This is a genomic window from Pontibacter populi, assembly GCF_019336435.1.
GTDB lineage: Bacteria > Bacteroidota > Bacteroidia > Cytophagales > Hymenobacteraceae > Pontibacter > Pontibacter humidus.
In genome coordinates this window covers 486,173-511,610 of record NZ_JAHWXQ010000003.1, presented here as the reverse complement: position 1 = coordinate 511,610, position 25,438 = coordinate 486,173, and the positions used below count along the sequence as shown (strand labels likewise).

Here is a 25,438-nt window from a genome sequence, read left to right as displayed (position 1 = left end):
TCGATCTGAGCAGCGGTGATCGTTGCCTTACCCGTAGCATCCAGCTGAACGGTGAGGTTCTGGGTTACTACTATTGGAGCCAGGTCGTCCACTATAGTTACAGTTGCAGTTTCAGAAGCTTCGTTGCCATCGGCATCCGTTACAGTAAGCGTTACTGTGTTCTCGCCGATGTTTGAGCAGTCGAAAGCATCTTTATCTATAGCTAGGGTTACAGATCCGCAAACATCCGATGAGCCGTTGTTCACATCTTCTGCCACTATAGTTGCCTTACCAGCTGCATCCAGTTTAACGGTAATGTTTTTGGTCAGGGCTATTGGGGCTATCTTATCCTGTACTGTAACTATAGCTGTGTTGGTAGAAACGTTTCCGTTGTTATCGGTTACAGTTAATGTTACTGTGTTGTCACCGATGTTAGAACAATCAAAAGCCTTTTTGCTCAGGCTCAAGGATTTGATTCCGCAGGCATCTGAACTACCGTTGTCGACAGCATCCGCAGTTATAGTTGCATTACCAGCTGCATCTAACTGAACGTTGATGTTCTGGGTGATAGCAACCGGCGCAACTTTATCTTCCACCGTAACTATAGCTGTAGCAGTGTGCGTGTTGTTATTAACATCGGTTACCGTTAATACAACCTCGCTCTCTCCTACCATGCTGCAGTCAAACGTGGTCTTATCAAGGCTTATCGTTTTAATACTGCAGTTATCAGTAGATCCGTCGTTTACATCAGCTACAGTTATAGTAGTGTTGCCTGTTGCATCGAGTTGAACCGTGATGTTCTTTGCAACTGCTACTGGAGCGATATTATCAACTACTGTTACCGTTGCATCAACAGTTGCTTTGTTACCATTCTTATCCGTTACAGTCAGGGTTACGGTGTTGGCTCCAACGTTACTGCAATCAAATGTAGCTTTAGATAAAGCTAAGGTTACAGCACCACAGGCATCTGAACTACCATTATCTACAGCAGCTGCCGTCAGAGTTGCAACGCCATTGGCATCGAGCTCTATGGTTACATTCTGCGCTTTAGCGATCGGAAGAACCTTGTCCTCTACATTAACAATAGCGGTAGCTGTTGCCACATTGCCGTTGTTGTCGGTAACGGTTAAGGTAATGGTGTTGTCGCCTACATTACTGCAATCAAAAGCGGTTTTGCTTAAGATCATTGATTTGATACCACACGCATCAGAGCTACCGTTGTTGATGTCGGTAGCAGCGATTGTTGCTACACCATTAGCATCTAACTGAACGGTGATGTTTTTGGCAATAGCAACCGGAAGTATTTCGTCTACTATAGTAACTATAGCTGTTGCTTCATGCGCGTTGCCGCTCTTATCTGTTACTGTTAAAGTAACCGAGTTCTCACCTACATTGCTGCAGTCAAAAGCAGTTTTAGAAAGCGTGAGCGTTTTGATTCCGCAATTGTCAGAAGAACCATTATTTACATCTGCTACAGCTATAGTTGCGTTGCCGGAAGCATCTAAGGTTACGGTGATGTTTTTGGCAATTGCTTTTGGTAAAACCTTGTCTTCTATCGTTACGGTAGCTGTTGCGGTACTTTCGTTTCCAGCTGAATCTGTTGCTGTTAAAGTCACAGTGTTGGCTCCGATGTTGCTACAATCAAACGAAGTCTTAGACAGCGCAAGCGTTACTGTGCCACAGATATCCGAAGAGCTGTTGTCTACCATTTCCGGGGTTATAGTTGCAGCACCAGTTGCGTCCAGCTGTACGGTAATGTTCTTTGCTTTTGCCAACGGAGCTGTTACATCTTTGACCGTAACGATAGCTGTTGCTGAAGATGTGTTTCCATTGGCATCTGTTACCGTTAAGGTTACTGTGTTCGGACCAACGTTGTCGCAAGTAAAAGTTGATTTATCTAAACTATAACCGATAGCAGGTATAGAACAATTATCAGTTGAGCCGTTGTTGATCTGAGCAGCCGTTATAGTTGCATTACCTGTTGCATCCAGGTTTACTGTGATGTTCTGTGTTACTACTGATGGCTTTTGCGTGTCTGTAACGGTTACATCAAAACTGATCTCAGAGGTGTTGCCCGCTGCATCCGTCGCTACAAACGTGTTAGTAGTAGCGCCAATCGGGAACAAAGCGCCTGAAGAAAGGCCTGCTGTCTGGGTGATGGTTACATTGTCGCTACTATATTTTACTGAATTGATATAAAGCTTTTGAGCATTTATATCTGATAAGGTAGTATAGTCATTATAGTTTCCGGCATGTTGAAAGCCAACTGCTTTCCCTCCATTAGAGAATTCGCGCACAGCAACTGCCGCTCCATGCTCAGAAGTCATCAACACGATCGGCTGATTTGAACTATAAGTTCTAATTCCACCAACGTTAGCTGCTCCCATAGGTAATGCAAATGAAGTCGGAATACCTTTTAATATAGGATGGCCTGCTTGCGAGGCTACCATCGAATAAGTGAATACGCCATCAATACCATTTGACCTTTTAAGAACTATAATATCGTTCATTGTAGCCATTGAACCTTCTTCATATGCAGACCATTCATTTGTGATATAGGTCTTTCCTTTGTTGACTACAAAATCAACCAGTGCATTCTGACCTGCAATCGGCATCGGTGACATATATGTAGTACCATTGAGGTGAATAACTGCATCGAAACCAGTTAGAGAAGGGTTTGTACCGTTATAGCCGGTTTCATTTGTGGCACTTAATGTTACATTCAAACCAGCATCAGTAAGCGAGTTTACAAGGTTTGTCGTGTTAACATTCATCTCATCCCAGATCAACAACACATTCTTACCTTCACCACCAACACAATTATCAGCAGCAGTTGGAGCAGTATAAGTAACTATTGCACCACATTTATCTGCATCGTTAGACTTTGTGATCGGAGCAACTGTTGCAAATACAGGGGCTGTAACATCTTTTACAATTACCTGCTGCGTTTGGGTGGCAGTGTTTCCGTTCCCATCGTTGTAGGTCCAGGTAATGGTATAAGTACCTTGTTCTAAATATTCTAAAGGATCTGTAGTTGTTCCGGTAACCGTACCTGCGGCATTGTCTGTTGCAGTTGGTGCAATAGCAATTGCTGAGCACTCGCCGGTTATAGTTGGGAGTGTAGCTATAGTAGGTACTGGTTTCTCATTATCTGTTACCGTCACTACCTGCATAGATGTGGCTGTATTACCTGCAGCATCTGTAACCGTCCAGGTTACGGTAGTGTTACCTAATGGGAAAGTAGCTGGTGCATCGTTGGTAGTACTTGCTACCGCACAGTTATCAGCTGTAGTTGCAGTGCCAAGCACAGCTCCTGAAGCCGTATTTTTACCTGCATCGGTATTAACTGTTACTGCTATAGGAGCTGTTATAGTTGGGTTGATCTTATCAGCTACAGTAATTGTTGTGGTTGCAGTACTGCTCCCGCCTGTGCCGTCCGAAACAGTTAACGTTACATTAGTAACACCTGCAGTATACGGTCCGGATGGCGAAACTGTAAATGTTAATATATCTCCATCTATATCCGAAGAGTTATTGTTGAATGCGGACGCTTCAACTACTACCTGGCAATTTGCATCTGCGTCTGCTGTTAGTGGTTTGGCAACAGCAACCGGCGCATCATTTACAGCCACTATAGCTACATTAACTGTCGCTATTTCTGAATCCGAAGCACCATTATTTACTTTATAGGTGAATACATCTGTGCCATTTATGTTAGCTGCAGGCGTATAAGTAAAAGCACCGTTAGCAGTATTAGTTAGCGTAAGCGTACCATTTGTTGGTGCTGTAACTATAGAATAAGTAAGTGCGTTTCCACTCTCGTCGCTACCTGCCAGTTTACCTGTATAAGTAACATCCTCATTGGTAGTAAAATCCCCTGCAGTTGATGTTACCCGAGCAGTTGCCAGGTCCATGTTCTTGAGCGTGCCATGGTTTACGTTTGCAGTTGCGTCGTAAGCAATAGTACCTGTAGTTTCATCAAAACGCCAGTATCCAGCCAGGTCAGTTTCGTTACCATTGAGGGTGTTAGCACCTAACGTTTTAATTTCTTCAACGGTTAAAGCCTTTTTCCAAAGCGACACGTTGTCGATCTGGCCATTTGCAAAACCGCCATCTACGTTCATTAATGTACCAATACGGATAGGTGAGCTGGATGCAGATGAAGACCAATATAATGTACCAGAGCCAACTAAAACGCCGTTGGCATAAATTTCCATTTTACGCTGGCCATTAACATTGCGCCTTACAGCAGCAACGTGAACCCATTCGCCTACTTTATAAGCATCTGTTGTTCCTACCCAGGTCCAGCCGTAGCCATGTTTGTCAATTCCAAAAGTAAATTTCCCATTCGCTGCGGCTAGCCAGTACTGCATATCGCCACCACCTGAAGGTCTATTGAAAAGACCTGCTTCAGCCATAGAATTGGCCTTATACCACATAGAGACAGTAGTTTCAGTCTCAGAACTGAACTGGTTAGAAGCCTGAGAAGGAATTTCTACATAATCGTTAACGCCATCGAATTGCAGGCCATTTAAGTAACCGGCAACAGGTACAGATGGCTTTATAGCTATAGTAAAAACATCTTCCAGCGTTTCAGTTGCAGAGGCCGGAGTAGCACGAATTCTAACAGTATAAGCGGATTTAGTTTCGTAGTCGAATATTCCATTTGCCTTTAGCTCTCCATTCGTAATTGTGAATAGAGCGTTATCGTTATCACCATCACCTGCTACTAAACTAAAGGTTCCATTCGTACTCCCGTCTTCAAAAGAAGCAGACAAAGTGCCTATAACAGCCCCTGCTCTGTTACCTTCTGTAATACTTGAGTTAGATAATTCAATTGAATTTATGATCAGATTAACCGGATAATTAACACATAGATAATTAGACGAAAGACCAGTTATTGTTTGATATGTAATATCTGCAACATTAGCAGATGCAGGATTTATAAATACTCCAGGGCTTTCATATCCAAATAAATAGATGTTTTTATCTGGCCCTAACTGCAGGTCACCAAAAGCATTAGACCTCACCAACTGTCTTGATGCAATAATGTCTGCCTGGGTTCCGGCATTAATAGTATATCTGTTTAAAGAGTTACCACTACTTTCATGAATTGCATACAAATATTTAGAGTCATGCGTAAAATCAACACCGTATGTATTTTCTGTAGTATTTAAGATTTTATTATTTGATATAACTCCCGTTGTTGCGTTAAAATCTAATAAGTTGAGCCTTATATTCGTTGAGTAAAGGCTATAAGCTATTTTGGTTCTGTCAGGGCTTACCTTCACGTGACCCTGCGTGTAAGAGTTTACAGCAGATGGAGCAGCAAACTCATACGTTACAGGTACTGCAGATAAGCCTGTTGTCGATAGCTCAAATACTTTAAAAGCTACCTTACCTGTGCCTACAGTATGACCGGCAAATATTACCCAATAGTTATTACTGTTGCCTTTAACAGCAGTAACCCGAATTGCTTCAAAATCAGTAGCATTATATAAAGGAATTCGTACTTTATCTGCTTTAACCTGTGGTACTGTCATATCCACAACAGAGTAATTACCCAGTAACTTTTCTGCAGAAAAGATAAAATATTCAGATGTACTACCAGGCTTTGGTACTGCTATAGCAGAATTAGTATTGGAAACTAATATCTGAACTACATTTTGCCCATTAGGCATTATACTTCCATCCGCTTTATAAATACTATTTCTTCCAAGAATAAATTGGGTCACCCCGGCATTATCAGAGATAGTTGTAACCGCAGTATTATAAAAGTTTGTAGAGGACGCTCCGTTTACTACTGTAGCCGGACTGGTATCAAAGCTTAAATAAGACAAGTTACCAAAATGCCATTTACTTGCTCTATTTTGACTATAAGCGTTGTTAAAAAGTGCTCCAAGTGTAAGCAAGAGCAACAACAGTTTAAGCCTTGGCAAAGGGTTATATTGCCGAAGAGCTTCCCCTATGCTGAAGGGGGAGTAGAGTTTTCTCATAAGAAGAGGGTAAAGGTTTGGCTATAAATTGAAAATCAGATGCTGATAAAATAACTATTCTTCATAAAGCTGAAGTAGCTAGTAATCATAGTCTTATGTAGAAGTGCAGGAGGCAGATAATTGGGATGGCCTATATTGTTTTTTTCCTAACAAAAAGTAAGTGTTTGAAACACCCAAGCTTAGTCAATTGGAATATAGGTTTTCTTGCTGCAAGTTACATTTAACGATATGTATGTTCTAATATGGATTTGCACTAATTTGTCCTGTTTTGAAAACGGATACAAACTTTTCGAACAAAATTACGTTCGACTTGCACTTTTAAAACATTACAAAATTAGGTACACCATTTTCTAATCCTGCAATACAGCGAGAAAGGATTGTTGTATCTGATAAAGTGACTAAAATCCAGATAATGAATAAAACTTAAAAACCCGCTTACTTAAGTAGTAAGCGGGTTTTTTTACTGAATAACAGACAGAATTTGATAGACAGTTTATCCTCCCTTTTTAGAAAACACATTCTCCTTGTTCCTGGATCTTAATTCCATAATTAAACCTGAAACGATACACTGGTGTGGGTATTCATTTCATTCTATTCTTACAAGTCTAACACAGGAAACTATTTTCACCACCTATGCAACGGATAGCATATAAAAGCGATAGATAACAAAATTTGAATCGTGTTTTGAGGATTATAGGGGGTAATTTCCTTTTTGAACGGGGCAGCCTGTAATAGTGAAAGCCATTTTACAAGATGTAAAATAGCTTTCACTTCAATCATTTTTCACTCTTCTGTTAATGATTCCTATAACAGTTCATCATCTATCAATTCCAGCCACCGCCTAATGCCTGGTACATCGCAACGTGGGCACTTAGTTGTTGCATTTTGGTTTCAATAAGCTCAAACCTTGACTCCAACGCCTCTCGTTGCGTCAGCAGCACCTCCATGTAGTCAGCCCTCGCTGACTTGAACAACTCATTTGAAATGCTGACGGATTGCGTAAGTGCCTGCACCTGCTGAGCTTTCAGACTATAGCTTTTCTCCAGGTTGCTGATATTAGACAACTGATTGGCAACCTCGATATATGCATTTAACACAGTACGCTCATAGTTATAAACAGACTGAAGCTGCTTTGCATTCGCACTATAATAGGTGGCTTTTATTGCGTTCTTATTAATCAACGGAGCAGTCAGATCGCCGGCAATGGAGTAGAGCAACGATTCAGGTGTTTTCAATAAATAAGACGGATCAAATGCCTGAATACCGATTCCGGCCGTTATACCTAACGAAGGATAGAAATTGGCTTTAGCCACCTGCACATCCAGTTTGGCTGCTGCCAGATCCAGTTCCGCCTGCTTGATATCAGGGCGGTTTTCCAGCAGTTGTGCCGGAATTCCAGCCTGTATAGTTACAGGTACCAGATCATTAAAGGTCTGAGCGCTTCTCGTAACAGGTTGCGGGTAGCGGCCTATCAGGAAATTGATCTTGTTCTCCATTTCTGTGATCCGCTGCTGAATGCTATACTGCAAACTTTTAGTGCTCAATACTTGCGCTTCAAATCTACGCACCGCCAGTTCGTTCACCCTGGCAGCTTCTTTCTGGGCCTTCACTATTCCCAACACATTAGTCTGTAACTCAATATTCTGTTTTACAATATCCAGCTGATTATCCAATGCGAGTAATTCGTAGTAAGAATTGGCAACTTCGGCAACCAGGTTGGTAACCATAAAGTTTTTCCCTTCCACAGAAGACAGATACCGCATAACCGCCGATTTCTTTGCATTGCGCAGCTTGTGCCATACGTCTACCTCCCATTTAGCGTAAGCCCCCACCAGGAAATCCGGAAGCGGCTCGGGCATTTCTTTTTCACGGTCGATATTGGTGTTGGCTTCCATGGCACCTATATTAGTGTACCTGGCTACTTTGTCCAGCCCAGTCCCGGCCTTTAGCCCGACAGTTGGTAAATACTCCCCTTTTCTGGCTCTTACTTCATTTTGGGCAATCTGTATTTCCTGTAAAGTAATGTTCAGTTCCTGGTTGTTCTGCAGGGCTGTGTTTATCAGTGCTTTTAGGTTCGGATCAGCAAAATACTCCTGCCATTTAGTGCTTGCCGTGTTGGTGGTATCCTGCGAGTTGTTATAACTCGCAGGTACCTCCGGACTGGCTGATTTTTGTACTAAAGCCGGCACACTACAGGCCGTAAAGGATAGGGAAACGAAAGCTACGCCCACCCATTTTGATAAATTTCTTTTATACATGGCTTTCAATTTCCTCCTGGAGGGCTTTTTCTTTTTTGTGTGAAAAGTCGTCACTTACATAGGCATAATCTTCCGTTAGCGGGGTTTCGTGTTCATCCCTTATTAGGTGTCTGCCATCTGCCATTTTAGCGAATATGTAGTATAAGCCCGGAATGATAACTACCCCGAAAATGGTACCGAATAACATACCTCCTAATGCAGAAGCACCAATGGTCTGGTTACCGATGGCACCTGCACCTGTAGCCACGATCAACGGAATCAAACCGGCAACAAAAGCGAACGAGGTCATCAGGATTGGACGGAAACGTACTTTTGCTCCTTCAATGGCAGCCTCCAGAATAGAGTAGCCCTGCAGGCGCTTCTGAACAGCAAATTCAACTATAAGCACAGCGTTTTTACCTAACAAACCAACCAGCATGATCATACCAACCTGGGCATAAATGTTGTTCTCCAGACCCATCAACTTCAGTAACAGGAACGAACCAAAAATACCGACTGGCAGTGACAGCACTACTGCAAGAGGAATGATAAAGCTCTCGTACTGCGCTGCCAATACAAAGTACACAAACGCCAGTACCACTATAAATACATACAGCGACTCATTTCCTCGGATTGACTCGTCATAAGAAAGGCCTTCCCAGGCAATGTCATACCCTTTTGGTAAGGTCTGAGCGGCAACTTCCTGCACGGCTTTTATAGCATCTGCTGTGGTATAGCCTTTAGCCGGAAGCCCTTGGATAGCTGCTGAATTGTAGAGGTTAAAACGGGTAACTTCGTTAGGTCCCTGCGTTTTCTTCAGTTTCATAAAAGCCGAGTACGGCACCATCTCGCCCGCTTCATTTTTAACAGAAAGGTTTAACACATCAGAAGGCAGCCTTCTGAATTTTGGATCTGACTGCACGTATACTTTAAAGAACTGGTTAAACTTAATGAAGCCCTGCTCATAAGTACTACCTATCAGGATATTCAGGTTCTCCATGGCCTTCCCGATAGATACCCCTTTCTGCATAGCCAATTCGTTATCGATCTCTAATTCATACTGGGGATAATTGGCAGCGAAGAAGGTAAATAAACCGGTAAGCTCTTTACGCTTGGCCAGGTTATCCATAAACTCCTTGTTGATCTTATCAAACTCGTGGTAATCGGTATCGGAGTTTTTATCCAGCAAACGCATCGAGAAACCACCCGAAGAACCGAAGCCCGGAATTGCAGGTGGCTCGAAGAACTCAACCACGGCGCCCAACCCTTTCGATTTCTCTTCCAACTCTTCCATGATCTCCTTCACAGTATGCTCCCGGTCAGACCACGGTTTTAAGTTGATCAGACAGGTACCCGCATTAGATCCGCGTCCTTCGGTCATGATCTCGTAACCAGCCAGCGAAGACACCGATTCAACACCTTCGATTTTAGCACAGATCTTCTGCAGTTTCTGAGATACCTGGTTGGTTGTTTCCAGAGTCGACCCAGGAGGAGTCTGAACTATAGCATAGATGGTACCCTGATCTTCGTTTGGAATGAAACCCGCCGGCAGCATTTTGTTTTCGAAGAAAATACCTACACCAAAAGCCAGCAATATCCCCCAGGTAAGCCACCTTCTGCTAACTATAGTTCGTAACAAGCCTACGTACCTGCCGGTCAGTTCTTCGAACCCGCTGTTAAAACCGTCCAACGCTTTCGTTAACGGGTTTCGCTTCTTCGGCTTGCCATGGTTATTCTTCAGTAACATGGCGCAAAGCACCGGGGTTAATGTAAGAGCGATTACGGCCGAGATAACGATGGAGCTAGCCATGGTAATGGAGAACTGGCGGTAGAAAATACCCACCGGGCCCGACATGAATAAGAGCGGAATAAATACCGCCGTCATTACCAGCGTGATGGCGATGATGGCACCACCGATCTCACGCAGTACTTCTATAGTTGCCTTGTAAGGCGAGAGATTGGTTTCTTCCATCTTAGCGTGCACTGCCTCGACCACCACAATCGCATTATCCACCACAATACCGATAGCCAGTACCAGCGCGAACAAAGTGATCAGGTTGATAGAAAGTCCGAACAGCTGTATTACAAAGAAAGCACCTACCAGCGATACCGGCACCGCCAGGATTGGAATAAGTGTAGAACGCCAGTCACCCAAGAATATGAAAACAACCAGCGCAACAAGTATAAAAGCGTCTCTTAACGTATGAAGTACCTGATCAATGGAAGCATCGAGGAACTGCGACACGTCATAGCTGATCTTGTAGTCCACTCCCGGAGGAAAGGATTCCTTCATCACATCCAGCCTGGCTTTTACATCGGCTATTACATCGCTGGCATTACTGCCATAGTTCTGTTTTAAAACTATAGCTGCCGAAGGCTGGCCATTCAGGTTTGAGTAGATGTCAAAAAACTCACTTCCCAGTTCTACTGTGGCAATATCTTTCAGGCGTATGCTTTCACCTTCGGCATTGGCCCGGATAATAATGCCTTCGTACTCAACCGGTTTGTTGTAGCGGCCTTTGTAAGTAAGCACATATTCCAGCGACTGGGCGGCTATACCAGAGCTTTGACCTAACCTGCCCGGACGGCCAATGATACTTTGCTCCGCTAATGCCTCCATTACTTCTTCCACAGAGATACTATAGGCGCGCATACGATCCGGGTTTAGCCAGACGCGCATTGCGTACCGGCGGCTACCCAATATCTGCGCCCTAGCAACCCCTTTGATTCTTTGAATCTCCGGGATCATTTTCACAGTAGCGTAGTTGAACAGGAACTTCTCGTCAATACTCTTTTCCTTAGAATAGAGGTTGACATACATCAGCATACTTGGCTGAACCGGGGTAATTACAACACCTTCCCGCTGCACTAGTTCGGGCAAAAGCGGCATAACCTGGTCCACCCTTGTTTTCACCCTTACAACTGCATCATTGGGGTCTGTACCTGGTTCAAAAATAATTCTCAGGGTAGCTTCACCAGCACTGGTGGCATCGGATGCTATATAGCGCATTCCCTCCACACCGTTAATGGCCTGCTCCAGGGTAATGAGTGTGGAGTTCACAAGCACATCGGCACTGGCACCTGGGTAAGCGATAAAGATGTTTACCGTTGTGGGCGCAATATCCGGGAACTGGGAAATAGGCAGCTTTTTGATAGCCAGGCCACCTATAAAAACGATCACGACCGATATAACTATAGCAAATACGGGTCGGTGTATAAACTTACTAAACATGTCTTTTGATTTTTGGGGACATTGATTTATTCCGCATACAATTCTAACTGGGAAATAACTTTTCCTGGCTCCACGAATTGGGAGTGAATCTTTTCGTTTTCACGCACCAGTCTCAGGCCTTCCAGCAGGATCTTATCACCCTGGGCTAAACCATGTTGTACCACATAAATGTGTGGCATCTCTGCTCCCACGGTTATCTCTTTCGATTTGATTACATTGTTTTTATCAACCACATAGACATACTTTTTATCAAGCACTTCGAAGGTGGCCTTTTGCGGAATCAGGAGTGCGTTTTTAAGCGGAATGCTCATGCGTACATTTCCGGTTTCACCGTGACGCAACAGCCCGTCCGGGTTAGGGAAAGTAGCTCTGAAAGCGATGTTACCTGTCTCGTTGTTGAAGTTGGCCTCAATGGTTTCTACAACACCCGGATATTTGAACAGCTGGTTATTAGCCATCAGCAGGTTTACCTTCACATCATCATCCTGCTTCTCATTGGTTTGATAATCCAGGTATTCTGCTTCCGGTACGTTATAATAAACCCACATTTTGCTGTTGTCCGATAGTTCGGTCATTAGTTCGCCCTCCTCTACCAGGCTACCCAGTCTTACATGGAAACGGTCGATGATGCCATCGAAAGGCGCTCTGATCTCGGTGAACTGCAGGTGCACATTAGCCAGGGATACGTCTGCTTTCGCTTTATCCAGTTTTGCTTTCGCCATCGCCAGCTCATTGGGGGCTACAATGTTTCTATCGGCAAGGGATTTGGTGTTCTGGTATTCGATCTTTGCGAAGTTGGCTTCCGCCTGGGCTTTCTGCAGCTCGGCTTCGTACAGGTTAGGCATGATCTGGAACAACAGTTGCCCTTTTTTTACAAACTGTCCCTCATCCACAAAAATCTTCTGCAGGTAGCCTTTTTCCTGTGCTCTTAGTTCTATGTGTCTTATTGAATGGACCTGGCTCACGTAATCTTTGGTTATAGTTGTGTCCATTTTAACCGGACTGCTAACCAAAAACGTAGTTTCGTGTTCCTTTTTCTCTTCTCCGTTTGATGGTGTACAGCTTGTGTGGCACACCAGGGCATACATGCCGATAAGCATGAGAATTCTCTTCATGATAGATAAATTTATAAAGGGTTGGTTAATAACTTTTTAAGCGGTGTGTATCTGACCAGACACATCGCTAAAGGAGTAAGTATTTATAAACTATAGAATGAAATTTCTTTCCGGAGGCGGGCTACAGAGAATGGTAATAGCATAAGGCGACGCACAGGCACGAATAGCCCTTATAGCAGCAGATACACCGGAAGCAATTAAGCTCAGGCATATTATGCAACGCAGCCAAACTACCAGTAACAGCAGTCTGCACGAACCCGGAAATTAAAAAATTGAACTTGGTGCTTTAAAAGCAGGGAATTATAGTTGCAGCTGGCCTTGGGACAGGCCTACAGGAGCTTAAGCAACTGAAAAGGTATACTATAGTCTGAAATTCTGGTGCAGGATGTAAGCAGAAAGCTCTTTATCTTTTATGGATGTACCATAATGCAGCAAAAAGTGCTTGTTGAATAACTTAAAATCGGGGATGTAACTATAGACCTGGTTATTACTACTGTCAAATAGCACGGGTAAAAACAATTCATCATTTTCTGAATCATCTTTCTTAACCTGAACTACCTGCAGATCAACTGTTGATTTTTTTAAGTGGTACTGGCCTGGATTAGTAGGAATAGAAGGCAAGCTCTCTGTACCACCATGCGATATTACCGATGCTGCAATAGCGTACCCACCTGCCAGGTTAAAGCAGGTAATTAGCATTAGCAGAAAGAATAATATTCGCTTCACAAATCTATTTTTTGGTGCACAAAATTAGATGTTAATCTAAAAGATGCACCCATATTCACTTATTTATTTTTATCAAAAATATTTTACACAACACCTTTGCCCACTTTACTTACGATCAAGCAATACATAAACACCTGTCAACCAAAAGAATAAACATTTGAAACGAGATTAATATTGGGGTGATCCTTTTCTGAATTATACCAATGTTACTGAGTAAGATATCTACCAACAAATGCAACAGTTTACTGCCTTCCAACAACTTTAAAAAGGCTGTGGTATCAGTCGGGTTATAGTTCAGCTTCAATTATAAGGAGCTTTCTTTTATACAAGTCAGGTTTACCCATATGTCAGAGTAGTCCTTCATCGAACTATACTCCTGCAAAACCAAAAGAACCGCTCCTACCCTTTGGAGGAAGCGGTTCTTTTGGCATTTACTGGTAACATAGCATGGCTTTTCGGCAATTACTGCTGGAGAACCAACATCATCTTTCCTATTACTGCTGTTAAACTATAGTACAGTTGCATTAAAAGTATCGCCTTGAGACACATCGCCTGTCTCGAAGCCTTTTCTAAACCAGCGCACTCGTTGGGCAGAAGTGCCGTGAGTGAAGGAGTCTGGTACCACTCTTCCGGTAGCTTGCTTTTGAAGACGGTCATCGCCAATAGCACTAGCTGCATTCAGGGCCTCTTCCAGGTCGCCGGGTTCCAGGAAGCCGGTTGATCTTTGGGTATGATTGGCCCACACACCGGCATAGAAATCAGCCTGTAGCTCCAACCTTACCATTAGCTTATTAAAGTCTGTTTCAGATAACTGGCCCCGCATGGAGTTTACCTGGTCCATGGTGCCTGTTAGTTTCTGAATATGATGCCCTACCTCATGCCCTACCACGTAGGCCTGTGCAAAGTCTCCTGCTGCACCAAATTTGTTTTCCATTTCGCTAAAAAAGCTCAGATCGATGTATAGTTTTTCATCCCCAGGACAGTAAAATGGTCCAGTAGCTGAAGACGCAAGCCCGCAGGCAGAGTTTACCTGCTCTGAGAATAGTACTAAAGTAGGCTCCCGGTAACCTTGTATTAACTTGTTCCATACGTCTTCAGTATCTGCCAGCACTACCGCTGTCTGGTCGGCCAGCGCCTGCTCTTCCGGGCTTGGCTGGTAGGTGGTAGATTGTGCATACTGTGGCTCACCACCTACAAATTGCTGCAGGAGCGCTAAAGGGTTGGTTCCTGTCAAAAACATAATTATCAATAGCACCGCTACGATTATTAGTCCTACTTTCGAGAAAAGTAGCCGGAACAAAGGTACAAGCAGCATGGGACTGATGCCTCTGCCGCCACCGAAACCGCCTGCTGATTGTCCTCTACGGTCTTCTATATTGCTGCTTTTTCTTCTGCCTTGCCATTTCATAAGATTGCTTTTTAGTGAAGTGACTGTGAGTAGAATTACTTATTTTCCACGCTGCCACTTATAGTTTAAACCTGTTTACGCACAGTATAACGACAGGCGGCTTCACTTGGATGTCTGCTATTTATTCGGCACCCTTACTCCGGTGTGCAGGTGGGTGAGTTGCCCAGACCTTTTGCCCCATCCCGTACGCTGCCTCCATTGCCAATAGTAATTAATTTAGTGAAAATTTTTAGTTCTGGTTTCGGCCGGAATTATGCAGTTAAACTGCTACAGAAAGTGGGAAAACAGTGCAATAAGCCGGGGTTTTGGCAAGAAACAGGAAACAGCTAATTCCCTGCAAAATATTAAAATCAGAAGTGCCCCGCATTTTTGGCAAAAACACTTTAACTTCTCTCTATATATATCGTTTAAGATGCATAGTTTGAATGTTATTGAAGCAACCTCCCTCTATGCAACTAAACATACTGCTTTTTAAAATAATTAAGCGCCTTAAAAAAGTCACACAAAAGGTTTTACCCTTACGTACATATTTACGACCTACTGGCGTGCTTTTATTACTTCCTTTAAATGCAATTGCAGAATCTGAGAAGAGTGAAGTGATAGCGCATGTTATTTATCCAAAATATGTCACCACCTTAGACATTTCAGAGGAATTATACCAGGTCTGCTCAGAATACTGGAAGCCTGAGCGTAGCGTAATTACAGACTACATAGTAGCGGAAATACCAAACGGGCGTCTGCTTACAGATAATGAGAGCAGTATTGCAATTATCACCAAAGACAATAAAGTAGTTGATAATGTATCTCTTAGCCTGCATGATGGTAAGGTAACGCCACAGGAAAACAACAGCATCTTTAAACAACGCATGTTCTCAGAACCTGTATACTTTAAGGGTACTGTGTTCACGATGCTTTCAGGTGGTGCGGGTATAAATAATATAGGACATTGGTTCTTAGATGTCCTTCCGCGCCTGCACCTGTTACAGAAAAGCGGTCTTTACGACGAAGTGGATTGGTTCCTAGTTCCAAGTATGCGCTACAGCTACCAGACAGAGACGTTAGAAATACTAGGCATCCCAAGAGAGAAAATCATAACAGGAGAAGAATATCCACATATTACTTCAGACCGGCTTATTGCTTCTACTGCACCAAGAGGAAATCACTCGCTTGTACCAAAATGGCTGATAGACTATACCCGTAATGCCTTCCTTCCGGTAGTTGCAAATGACCAACAGCAAGTCGAGAATGCCGCTGATCCTTACTTATTTATCAGTAGACGCGATTCGTCGATCAGAAACATACTTAACGAGGAAGAGCTGCAGCAGGTGCTCGGCCAGTATGGGTTCAACACTATCCTGTCCAGCAAGTTATCTATTACAGATAAAATAAAGCTGTTCTCAAAGGCGAAAATTGTGCTTTCTCCTACTGGTGCCGGTTTAATAAGTATGCTCTTTTGCCAACCGGGCACCAAGCTGGTTGAAATCTTTAATGAAGGATTCGTCATTGAGCCTTTCTTTGATATTGCCACAAAACTGAACCTGGACTATGAATATATCATTTGCAAAGCACAGGGTAAGAAGGCTACAAATGCCAAACAAGGCCAGCTGGATCACCTGGTAGTAGAAACAGAAAAGGTTGAACAACTGCTTGAACAAATGATAGAATCAGACTCCCCAGTTAACTCATAGTCTGGTTACCGATTCTGCAGTAGGCAAAATCTTCATAGTATCTAATACATGTAAACTAAAAGGCCATTTTACATCTTGTAAAATGGCCTTTTAGTTTATGAAGCCGACTTCTATAGTTGATCAGCTTATTTAGTGGCAAGTTATCTACTCTAACTACCTGATGTCTGGTAATAGAAACAAACTAGCTTTAACTGAAGGCTATTTTACCCTCCGGTACGATTCACCTCTTCAAGGTTATTGCGACGGCGTTCTTCCACTTTTTGTCCTTTACTGAACTTGTAGCGAAGCGTTAATGCTACGTTGCGCTGCCTGAAATACTGATCGAAATCGTTTACGTTTCCTTCTCCGATTTTAGTGGCAAGTTTCAGGCGCTGGGTTTTAAAGATATCATTCACATTCAGTGTCACATCCAGTTTATCTTCCAGGAAGCTTTTCTTTAGACCGGTATTCACCCACCAGCGCGGCTCTACTACATACAGCGCATAAGCTGCTTTGCTCTGATACGTACCATTCAATTCCATCTTAAAATTGTAGGGCAAGGCAATGTTGTGGTTAGATTGCAACATGTAAAATACTCGGTCATTTACTACGCGCTCCTTATTTACCACTACGCTGTACTCGTTATAGGAAACTGAAAATGTATTCTGCGTATCCCAGTTCTTATGAATCCTGATGGGGGCAATAGCTGTTGCGCTCATGCTTTGGGAGTCGTCGACGTTACCTATTGTGTAAATGGTAGTAGATGTCTCCGTTTCAATGATCGGTATTTCTGCTATTACATCCTGGTGCAACTGGTAATTGAGTATCAGGTTATAGGTTTTCTTGAACACCTGTGTAATTCCGATCGAATGGGTATACTGCGCACGCAACTCCGGGTTCCCGAGCCAATAGGTATAAGGATCACGGTAAGCGAAGAACGGGTTTAACTGCCCATAGTTCGGGCGCTGCACCCGGCGGCTATAGTTATAGTTAATTTCATAGTTATCATTTACCCTCTGTTGCAGGAACAGGCTCGGAAACAGATCCAGGTAATTTCTTTTCTTCACTTCATCAGTGGTGCGTAAATCGCCTTCCGATATAGTTTGCTCTGCACGTAAACCGGCCTGTAATTTTATATTTTTCCCTAATAAACTATTCCAGTTGACATAACCTGCAATTATAGTTTCATCATAAATAAAGTGGTTTGTTCGCGTAGTATCCAGCACAGGGGCGTCGCCGTTATTGAAGTAAAAACGAGAGTCGTTATCAGAGGTAACCTTACTGGCTTTTGCCCCGAATTCTATTTTCCGGCTGTTCGATAAGGGTTTACTGAAATCAACCTTTCCTGAATAAATATCAAAGCCTCCAGGTGTTTCGGTATACAAAAAGTCTTCCCTGACCGGCCTGTCAGTTAACAACGAATCTTCAAAATTATAGAAGTTTGCATAGCCTTTATTTGTGATGCGCACATAGTCCAGATCTGCAGAAAGCGTCGTACCCAGCGTGTCAAACTTACCTGCATAGTGCAGGTTGGAGGTGAAATTCGTGAAGCGGTTCGTATTATAGTTGTTAGCATCTACGTACAGAAAAGGCTGGTTTGGCGCATAGCCCATGTAGGTATCCGTCAGAAAATCTGCATCCAGTTTGTTCGTGCCGTAGTAACCCATAAAACCAACCGAGTGTTTATCGTTCAGGCTATAGTCTGTACCTACCCTCACAAACGGCGGCCCCTGCACTATGCCGTTTCCATCGGCAACCTGGTCAAAATAGATCGTATTTTCGTCTCCTTTAAATACCCTGGTAAACGTGGCATCACGACCGAACACACGTCGCGCTAAATCCAGGTTCAGAAACGAATTCCACTGGCCGGCTTTATAGTTTACAATTGCGGATGTACTATAGCCAAACTGCTTTCCATTATAGTTCGCCCCTGCGGATGCGCTTCCGTTAACCCCGAATAGAGTGTTCTTCTTCAGGTTGATGTTCAGTATTCCGGATGTGCCTTCCGCATCGTATCGGGCAGATGGATTGGTAATGATCTCGATGTTTTTGATATTTTCTGCCGCCATGGATTCCAGCATCGAGCGCAGGTCGCGGGCAGAGAGGTACGTGAGTTTCCCGTCTATCATAACAGTTGCTCCTGCCCTGCCGTTTAACTGAATATTTCCTTCCTGATCGATGAAAACTCCCGGCGAAGTCGCCAGCACATCGTAAGCCGACTTGCCCGCAGCTAAAGCGGTGCCCTCGATACTTACCACCATCTTATCCGCTTCCTGGGTTATAGTTGGTCGCAAGGTCTGTACGTTCACTTCTTTCAGTTGCGTAACAGCCGGACTGAAGCTGATTTTAGGTAAAGTAACTTCCGGTTTCTGTTCGGTTATAGTTACCTGCTTTATAGTTTTGGTCTTATAGCCTATAAAACTGATGATCAGGTCGTAACTCCCCGTTTTTAAACCCGAAAAAGTAAACCGGCCTTGTCCGTCGGTCAGCTTCACATCCGATGATTGAGTGGAGCCACTGTGTAGTAAAGCTACGGTAGCAAACTCTACCGGCTTTGTGGTAAGAGAATCCGTAAGCACACCGGAAATTCTGCCGGTGCCTGCAGTTGTAACCTGTGCTAAACTGACGGTGGAGTTGCTGATGAAAAGGCATAGAATTCCCAGCAAAAGAAGTAATCTTTTTTTCATAGTTTATGAATTAGATGCTGTGTGTATTTAAGGTGTTATGTTCTAAAGACACACGAACAAAGCAGACGTTGCATGTACTTAAACTTTGTGCAGTATTTTTTTTAAGGGTATTCTTTTAACAGCAGATCAAAACCGCACGGGGCAAAAAGGCTGCGGCTAAAACTATTCCTGAATTGCGTAGTTTATATTTAAATCATAAAAGACTGAAACTCCCGGAACAACTATGGAATTTGGAATAACAACCTTCGTAGAAAACACACCAGACCCAACAAATGGTAATTTACTGAGCCCTTATGAGCGCATGAGTAACCTGATGGACGAGATAGAGCTGGCAGACCAGGTCGGTTTGGATGTGTTTGCTGTCGGAGAGCATCACCGCCCTGATTATGTAGTTTCGTCTCCGGCGGTAGTATTAGCGGCAGCGGCTGTAAAAACCAAAAACATAAAGTTATCGAGTGGAGTAACGGTGCTCAGTTCAGACGACCCGGTTCGTGTTTTCCAGGACTTTGCCCATGTGGATCTCCTGTCGAAAGGCAGAGCTGAAATTATGGCGGGCCGGGGTTCCTTCATAGAATCCTTTCCACTTTTCGGGAACGACCTCAAGGATTATGACACCCTGTTCTCAGAAAAATTGGAGCTGCTGATAGCACTGAATAAAAGCGAGAAGATAACCTGGGAAGGCAAACACCGGCCTTCTATTGATAACCGGGGTGTTTACCCAAGACCTTACCAGGATGAATTACCAATCTGGATAGCAGTTGGCGGTACACCGCAGTCTGTGGTACGGGCGGCCACTTATGGTTTGCCTATGGCATTGGCTATTATTGGCGGGGAGCCTGCCCGTTTTGTTCCGTTTACAAACCTCTACAAAGAGACATATAAAAAAGCCGGCCATGATCCTGCCAAATTTCAGCTGGCCATTAATTCACATGGGTTTATTGGAGATGATTCACAGAAAGCGGCAGACGAATACTATGGACCTTATGCGTATGTGATGAGCAAACTCGGGCGCGAACGCGGCTGGTCACCTATGAACCGGCAACATTACGAACAAATGCGGGCAAGGGAAGGATCTCTATTTGTGGGTAGTCCGCAGCAGGTTATAGATAAGATACTTTACAACCATGAGCTGTTTGGCAATACCCGTTTTCTGTTGCACATGAGTGTTGGAACCTTGCCGCATGCCAGCGTTTTGCGGGCGATTGAGCTATTAGGCACTGTGGTAGCGCCTACTGTTAAAAAGGCATTAGAGAAGGCAACATAAGTTGTTGCCTTCATCTTTATAGTTTAAGCCACTCTGATACTACGGTTAAAACTTCGCCTGTAATCTGATGGCCTCCGTTAAATTCGTGATAACCTGGTTTGATGCCTAAGTCTTCCAGGTAAGTTTTAGCTTCGCGGGCATAATGAACCTGCAAGGTGCCATCCTGTGTGCCATGTGCTATAAGTACTCTCAGCTCCTTTAACGAGGCTGGCTCTGCCACCAATGGTCTGATCTCCTGCAGAATTCTTCCGCTGAAAGCCAGTACACCAGTTATAAGACCTGGCTGTGTTAAGCCAATTGTATAGCTCATGATAGCGCCCTGGCTAAATCCACCCAGGTACACCTCATCCAGCTTGTACTTTTCTTTTACCTGTACTATAAATTCCCGGATGGTCTCTCTGCTCTGCGCTTCCTGTTTGGCATTAATCTCAGGTTTCCCAGACGAAAAATCTACCTGGTACCATGCAAAACGACCTTCGCCAAGAACAAACGGACCGCGGGGAGATATTATAGTATAGTCTTCCGGTAAATACTTCGCAAGACTGAACAAGTCCTGCTCGTTGCTACCTACCCCATGTAACAGAATAAGCGCTTTCTGCTTTCCGGTAGTTATAGGTGCCGGCTTTATCAGATAGCTCAGTCCCAGATCTGTGTTCAGGTTATTTTCCGGAGTTTCTATAGTTGCTGCCATAAGTTTATAGTTTAGTATAGTTTAAGAGAAGGCAAATCTTCTCTATCCTATTAATACCGATGTCATGGTAAGCGAACCGCCTACCACTTTGTCGTTAAAGAACGAAACATCATCTTTAGTGCCTTTCAGGCCCAGCGTATAAAGCAACGGCCAGTAATGTTCCGGCGTCGGGATGGCGAGTGCGGCTTCTTTGCCCAGTTGCTCATATTTTATCAGCTTGTCGTGGCTGCCATTACCGATCAGTTCTTTAAACGTGCTATTTATCTGCTTTGCCCAGTCGTAGCCATATTCAGGTTCATTTATTTTGTCCCAGGCTACCATGCGCAGGTTGTGTACCATGTTTCCGCTACCCATAATCAACACGCCTCTTTTGCGAAGGCTGGTCAGTTCTTTTGCCAGCTCATAATGGTACTGCGGGCCTTTGGTATAATCTATACTTAGCTGCAAAACCGGGATGTTGGCTTCCGGGTACATGTGTCGGACAATGGTCCAGGCGCCGTGATCCAGGCCCCAGTCGTGGTCCAGTTCTACTGCTGTAGATTTAATGATGGAGGCTGTTTCTTTAGCCAACTCCGGATTACCCGGGGCATTGTACTGCACATTGAACAGCTCCTGCGGGAAACCGCCAAAATCGTGGATGGTTTGCGGAAAATCCATGGCCGTGATGCGCGTGCCCTTGCTAAGCCAGTGCGCCGAAATTACCAACACAGCTTTAGGTGTCGGGATCTCGCCTGCAAGCTTCTTCCATTTCTGGCTGAATTCGTTATCTAATATGCCATTCATAGGTGAGCCGTGGCCCATAAAAAGTACGGGCATCAGTTTTTCCTGCTCGCCAAGGCTATCTGTAAATTTATTAAAGGCGGTTAAAGTGGTCATACCTACTACTCCTGTTACAAGTGTTTTAATGAACTGCTTTCTTTGCATGTTTTCAGTCCTGTGTTAATTTTCTATAATTAGATCACAAACTATAGTTGTGCGATCCACATACAAAATTACCACACTCAGATTAGTCCCGGAATGACATATGATAAGAAATTGACTTGATCTTTGTCAAGCAGGTCAGAGAGAGATCTGTTTTCGGATGCGGCTGAGGGTTTCAGGTGTTACGCCCAAATAAGAGGCGACCAGGTTTAGGGGCATGCGCTGTAGTATAGTTGGGTATTGCTCCAGGAGGCGGATATACTTTTCTTCGGCTGTAAGCCCGATCGTACTTTCTACCCGTCGCTGCAAAGCAATGTAAGCATTCTGGTAAAGTAACCGGATGTAGGTTTCGTACTTGGGTACACGTGCCAACAAGTGTTCGTGCTGCTCCCTGTCAATCATTAGCAGCTCGGCATCTTCCAGTACTTCGATGTTGAGGGTAGAGGGTTCCTGCGTAAAAAAACTATACAGGTCTGATATCCACCACCCTTCAAACGCAACCTGTATTACATTCTGAGTACCTTTGGCATTGGTCGCATACGAGAAAAGCGCTCCCGACTCCACAAACGTCATCCTGTTACAAACATCACCTTCCTGTAAAAGGAACTGCTTCTTCTTTAACTTTTTAGGCGTGAAAAAACTTTTACAGATAAGAAGTTCTTCATCGGTTGCAGATACTTTTTCGCGGATAGATTGTAAGAGCAACTCGGCCATAAACTATAGTTTGTTTCAGGAAATATAAGCGGATTATTTCTCTAAAGTTACAAAGCAGGGTAAACTAATTCCACTTAAAACTGAAGTGCCTATAGTTAATTCAAAATCCTGAAAACAACTATAGCCTGCCCAACAGATTATTGGGCAGGCTATAGTTATAAAAATATCTATCGTTGACCGATTCTATCAGATCTAATCAAATCTTAAATTTAAAATTGGATTTGCCCTGGCGGCTTTTAGTGCCTGGTAGCTGATCGTTAAAAATGCGATCAGGGCTGCCACTATTCCTGCCACTAAAAACACCCATAGACTTATATCGACACGATAGGCAAAGTCTTCGAGCCAGTTGTGCATCGCATACCAGGCCAGCGGGAAAGCTACCAGTGCAGCCATTATAACCAGCATCAGGAATTCTTTCGAGAGCAGGGCAACAATAGACCCGTTATCAGCACCCAGTACTTTTCTTATTCCGATCTCTTTTTTACGTCGTTCAGCAGCATACGCAGCGAGGCCAAACAATCCCATACAAGCCACAAAAATTGCCAGTCCGGTAAATATCCAGAGCAGGGTCTTAAGCTTGTCCTCCGCTTTATACATTTTCTCGAAATTCTGGTCCATAAAAATGTATTCCAGCGGGTAATCCGGAGAGAATTTAGCCCATACTTTTTTCACCTGGTCAATGGTATTGGCCATATTGGCTGCATCTACTTTCACAGCCACTTTTACGTTTGCACCTGGAAAAATCTGGAGCACTGTCGGATCTACTTTATCATAAAGGCTTTTAAAATGGAAGTCTTTTACCACTCCTATAATTTTACCTTCTTTCATTGAGTCCGGGTTTACATCGTTCCAGATCGGCCAGATAAGTGTTTTGCCCAGCGCATTTTCAGGCGTACCGTAACCCAGTTCTTTCACCGCTGTCTCATTGATCATGTAAGCATGATCGGCATCTGTTTTATACTCCTTCGAAAAAGCCCTTCCGGCTACTAATTTTACATCCAGTGTTTTGATGTAGTCAAAATCTACCATAAGCTGCGTAACGCCGTGGTGCTCTTTTTCCCCGTTCTTTGGTACTATAATGCGGTCTCCGGCCGTGGCATCTCCCGGGAAACCATATCCGATCGAAGCACTTTTAACACCGGGCGCTTTCTGCAGTTCATTTTTAAATGTCTGGTAGTTCTGGAACATGTTATCTCCACGCATCTGGAAAAACATGATCTGCTCCTTATTAAAACCGAGGTCCTTGTTGTGCAGGTACGATACCTGGCGGTAAACTATAGTTGCGCAAACAATCAGGAAAATAGACAAAGCAAATTGCACCACAATTAACCCATGGCGTAACCACTGAATCCTCCCGATTTTACTGTCTACCACTACGGCGCTCTTCAATACTTTTACAGGTTTAAAACCGGAGAGCACCAAGGCCGGGTACAGCCCTGCCAGTACCCCTACCACCAGCGTTAAGGTTAGTAATAATAGGAGTAACAAAGGATCCTGAAACACATTAAAGCTCATCTGCTTTCCGGTAAACCGGTTCAGGCTAGGGAGCACCAGCGAGGTGAGCGCTGCTGAAAAAATAACGCTGATAAGGGTCAGTATAATTGTCTCGCCCAGGAACTGTAGCACCAGTTGGCTGCGGCTGGCTCCTATAGCTTTGCGGACTCCTACTTCCTTAGCGCGCTGCATGGATTTGGCAGTAGCCAGGTTAACGAAGTTAAAGCAGGCAATAAGCAGTATAAATATGGCGATAATGCTCAGTGATTTTACATACGTTATGTTGCCTCTGATCGCCTGGTCATATTTAAAACTGGAGGAGTATAAGTAAATCTCATCCAATGGCTGTATAAAGGGTAGATACTCATATGGAGCATTCTTATCCGGATCAACCTGCTTTGCGACAATGTCTCTTAACTTTGACTGTACGAACTTGTAATCAGCTCCTTCCTTTAGCTTTATGTACGTATAAAACTGCTGCCATCCCCAACCTTTCATTCGCTCCGGAGGAATACCTGCCGCGCTCATCGGAAGTACGAAGTTTACCGGTAGGTGAAATTTACTGTTACTTTCAAATACTCCCTTTACCAGAAGTGTAGTCTTATTAACAGCTATCTCTTTACCAACCGGATCGGTGTTACCGAACACCCGCTCTGAGAACCCCTCTGAAATAACAATGGAAGCGGGATCATCCAGCGCTTTTTCTGGTGATCCATATTTAAAGTTCAGCTGAAAAATATCAAAGAACTGTGGATCCGCAATGAACATACCCGTTTCATAGATCTGTTTATCCCCGACCTCAATCAGCGTTTTGTTTTCAAAAGGCAGCATTAAAATGCGCGCCATCGTCTCTACTTCGGGTATCTCCTGCTCCAGCGTTGTTCCGAACATGGGTGGTACACTTGCAATAAAATCACTACCCGCTTCACCGGTCTGCTGGTTATAAACGCGGTATACCCTGTCTCCTTCCGGCAGAAACTTGTCGTACTGCAACTCATCGTGCACAAACAAGCCAATAAGCAGGCAGGCTGTAAGGCCAAGTGCCAGCCCTGCAATATTTATAAACGCGAAGCCTTTGTAGCGAAACAGGTTACGGTAGGCAGTTGTGAAGTAGTTTCTGAACATGGTAGTGTGCGTTAACTGTCTGGAAATACGTTATAGTTTTATCTTGTAATGGAGATCTTCTGGCATTGTACACACCTGATGCCAAAACAATATATTGCTGTAAATCAGCAAATTAACTACAACCCCTTACTAACTGTGTGCAAAACCGTGCGCTAACCGTGCGAATTCGCACACTCCTTTGC

The 25,438-nt window shown here is 43.9% G+C and carries 13 protein-coding genes; 2 read left to right on the top strand and 11 right to left on the bottom strand.

Annotated features, from left to right (window positions below):
• The 6 genes from KYK27_RS13895 to KYK27_RS13870 form a co-directional block, all read right to left on the bottom strand.
• Positions 1–5,522 (bottom strand): HYR domain-containing protein (locus tag KYK27_RS13895; protein ID WP_199110641.1); only part of this gene is annotated, 5,522 nt, incomplete at its 3' end.
• A gap of 1,277 nt (positions 5,523–6,799) precedes the next feature.
• The gene (locus KYK27_RS13890; protein WP_199110640.1) at positions 6,800–8,233 is read right to left on the bottom strand and encodes a TolC family protein; all 1,434 of its coding nucleotides are present in this window, start codon (positions 8,231–8,233) and stop codon (positions 6,800–6,802) included.
• A complete protein-coding gene (locus KYK27_RS13885; protein ID WP_199110639.1) occupies positions 8,226–11,444 on the bottom strand; it encodes an efflux RND transporter permease subunit in 3,219 nt (1,072 codons plus the stop codon). Before KYK27_RS13885 ends, KYK27_RS13890 begins: the two co-directional genes overlap by 8 nt.
• Positions 11,445–11,470: 26 nt before the next feature.
• Positions 11,471–12,559, bottom strand: a complete 1,089-nt coding sequence (locus KYK27_RS13880) for an efflux RND transporter periplasmic adaptor subunit (protein WP_199110638.1) — start codon at positions 12,557–12,559, stop codon at positions 11,471–11,473.
• 360 nt (positions 12,560–12,919) lie between these two features.
• Positions 12,920–13,285, bottom strand: a complete 366-nt coding sequence (locus KYK27_RS13875; protein ID WP_199110637.1) for a hypothetical protein — start codon at positions 13,283–13,285, stop codon at positions 12,920–12,922.
• 508 nt (positions 13,286–13,793) lie between these two features.
• On the bottom strand, positions 13,794–14,693 hold the full coding sequence (locus KYK27_RS13870) for a neutral zinc metallopeptidase (protein ID WP_199110636.1): 900 nt from the start codon (positions 14,691–14,693) through the stop codon (positions 13,794–13,796).
• A 449-nt stretch (positions 14,694–15,142) separates the two neighbouring features.
• Between KYK27_RS13870 and KYK27_RS13865 the strand changes: the two genes are divergently transcribed.
• Complete coding sequence (locus tag KYK27_RS13865; RefSeq protein WP_199110635.1) at positions 15,143–16,381, top strand: glycosyltransferase family 61 protein; 1,239 nt, start codon at positions 15,143–15,145, stop codon at positions 16,379–16,381.
• Positions 16,382–16,584: 203 nt separating this feature from the next.
• On the opposite strand, the gene KYK27_RS13860 is transcribed toward KYK27_RS13865, so the two are convergent.
• Entirely contained in the window at positions 16,585–19,047 is a 2,463-nt protein-coding gene (locus tag KYK27_RS13860; RefSeq protein ID WP_199110634.1) for an outer membrane beta-barrel protein, read from the bottom strand.
• Positions 19,048–19,270: 223 nt separating this feature from the next.
• On the opposite strand from KYK27_RS13860, the gene KYK27_RS13855 reads away from it, so the two are divergent.
• A complete protein-coding gene (locus KYK27_RS13855; RefSeq protein ID WP_199110633.1) occupies positions 19,271–20,311 on the top strand; it encodes an LLM class flavin-dependent oxidoreductase in 1,041 nt (346 codons plus the stop codon).
• A gap of 16 nt (positions 20,312–20,327) precedes the next feature.
• Here KYK27_RS13855 and KYK27_RS13850 read toward each other — a convergent pair whose 3' ends face one another.
• The 4 genes from KYK27_RS13850 to KYK27_RS13835 form a co-directional block, all read right to left on the bottom strand.
• Positions 20,328–21,002 carry an alpha/beta hydrolase gene (locus KYK27_RS13850; protein WP_199110632.1) on the bottom strand — a complete coding sequence of 225 codons (675 nt, stop codon included), beginning with the start codon at positions 21,000–21,002 and terminating at the stop codon, positions 20,328–20,330.
• 42 nt (positions 21,003–21,044) lie between these two features.
• Positions 21,045–21,878 carry a 4,5-DOPA dioxygenase extradiol gene (gene ygiD / locus KYK27_RS13845; RefSeq protein WP_199110667.1) on the bottom strand — a complete coding sequence of 278 codons (834 nt, stop codon included), beginning with the start codon at positions 21,876–21,878 and terminating at the stop codon, positions 21,045–21,047.
• Positions 21,879–22,061: 183 nt separating this feature from the next.
• Positions 22,062–22,637 (bottom strand): Crp/Fnr family transcriptional regulator, encoded by a 576-nt coding sequence (locus tag KYK27_RS13840; RefSeq protein ID WP_199110631.1) that lies wholly within the window; start codon positions 22,635–22,637, stop codon positions 22,062–22,064.
• 192 nt (positions 22,638–22,829) lie between these two features.
• A complete protein-coding gene (locus KYK27_RS13835; RefSeq protein WP_199110630.1) occupies positions 22,830–25,256 on the bottom strand; it encodes an ABC transporter permease in 2,427 nt (808 codons plus the stop codon).
• Positions 25,257–25,438: the final 182 nt, after the last annotated feature.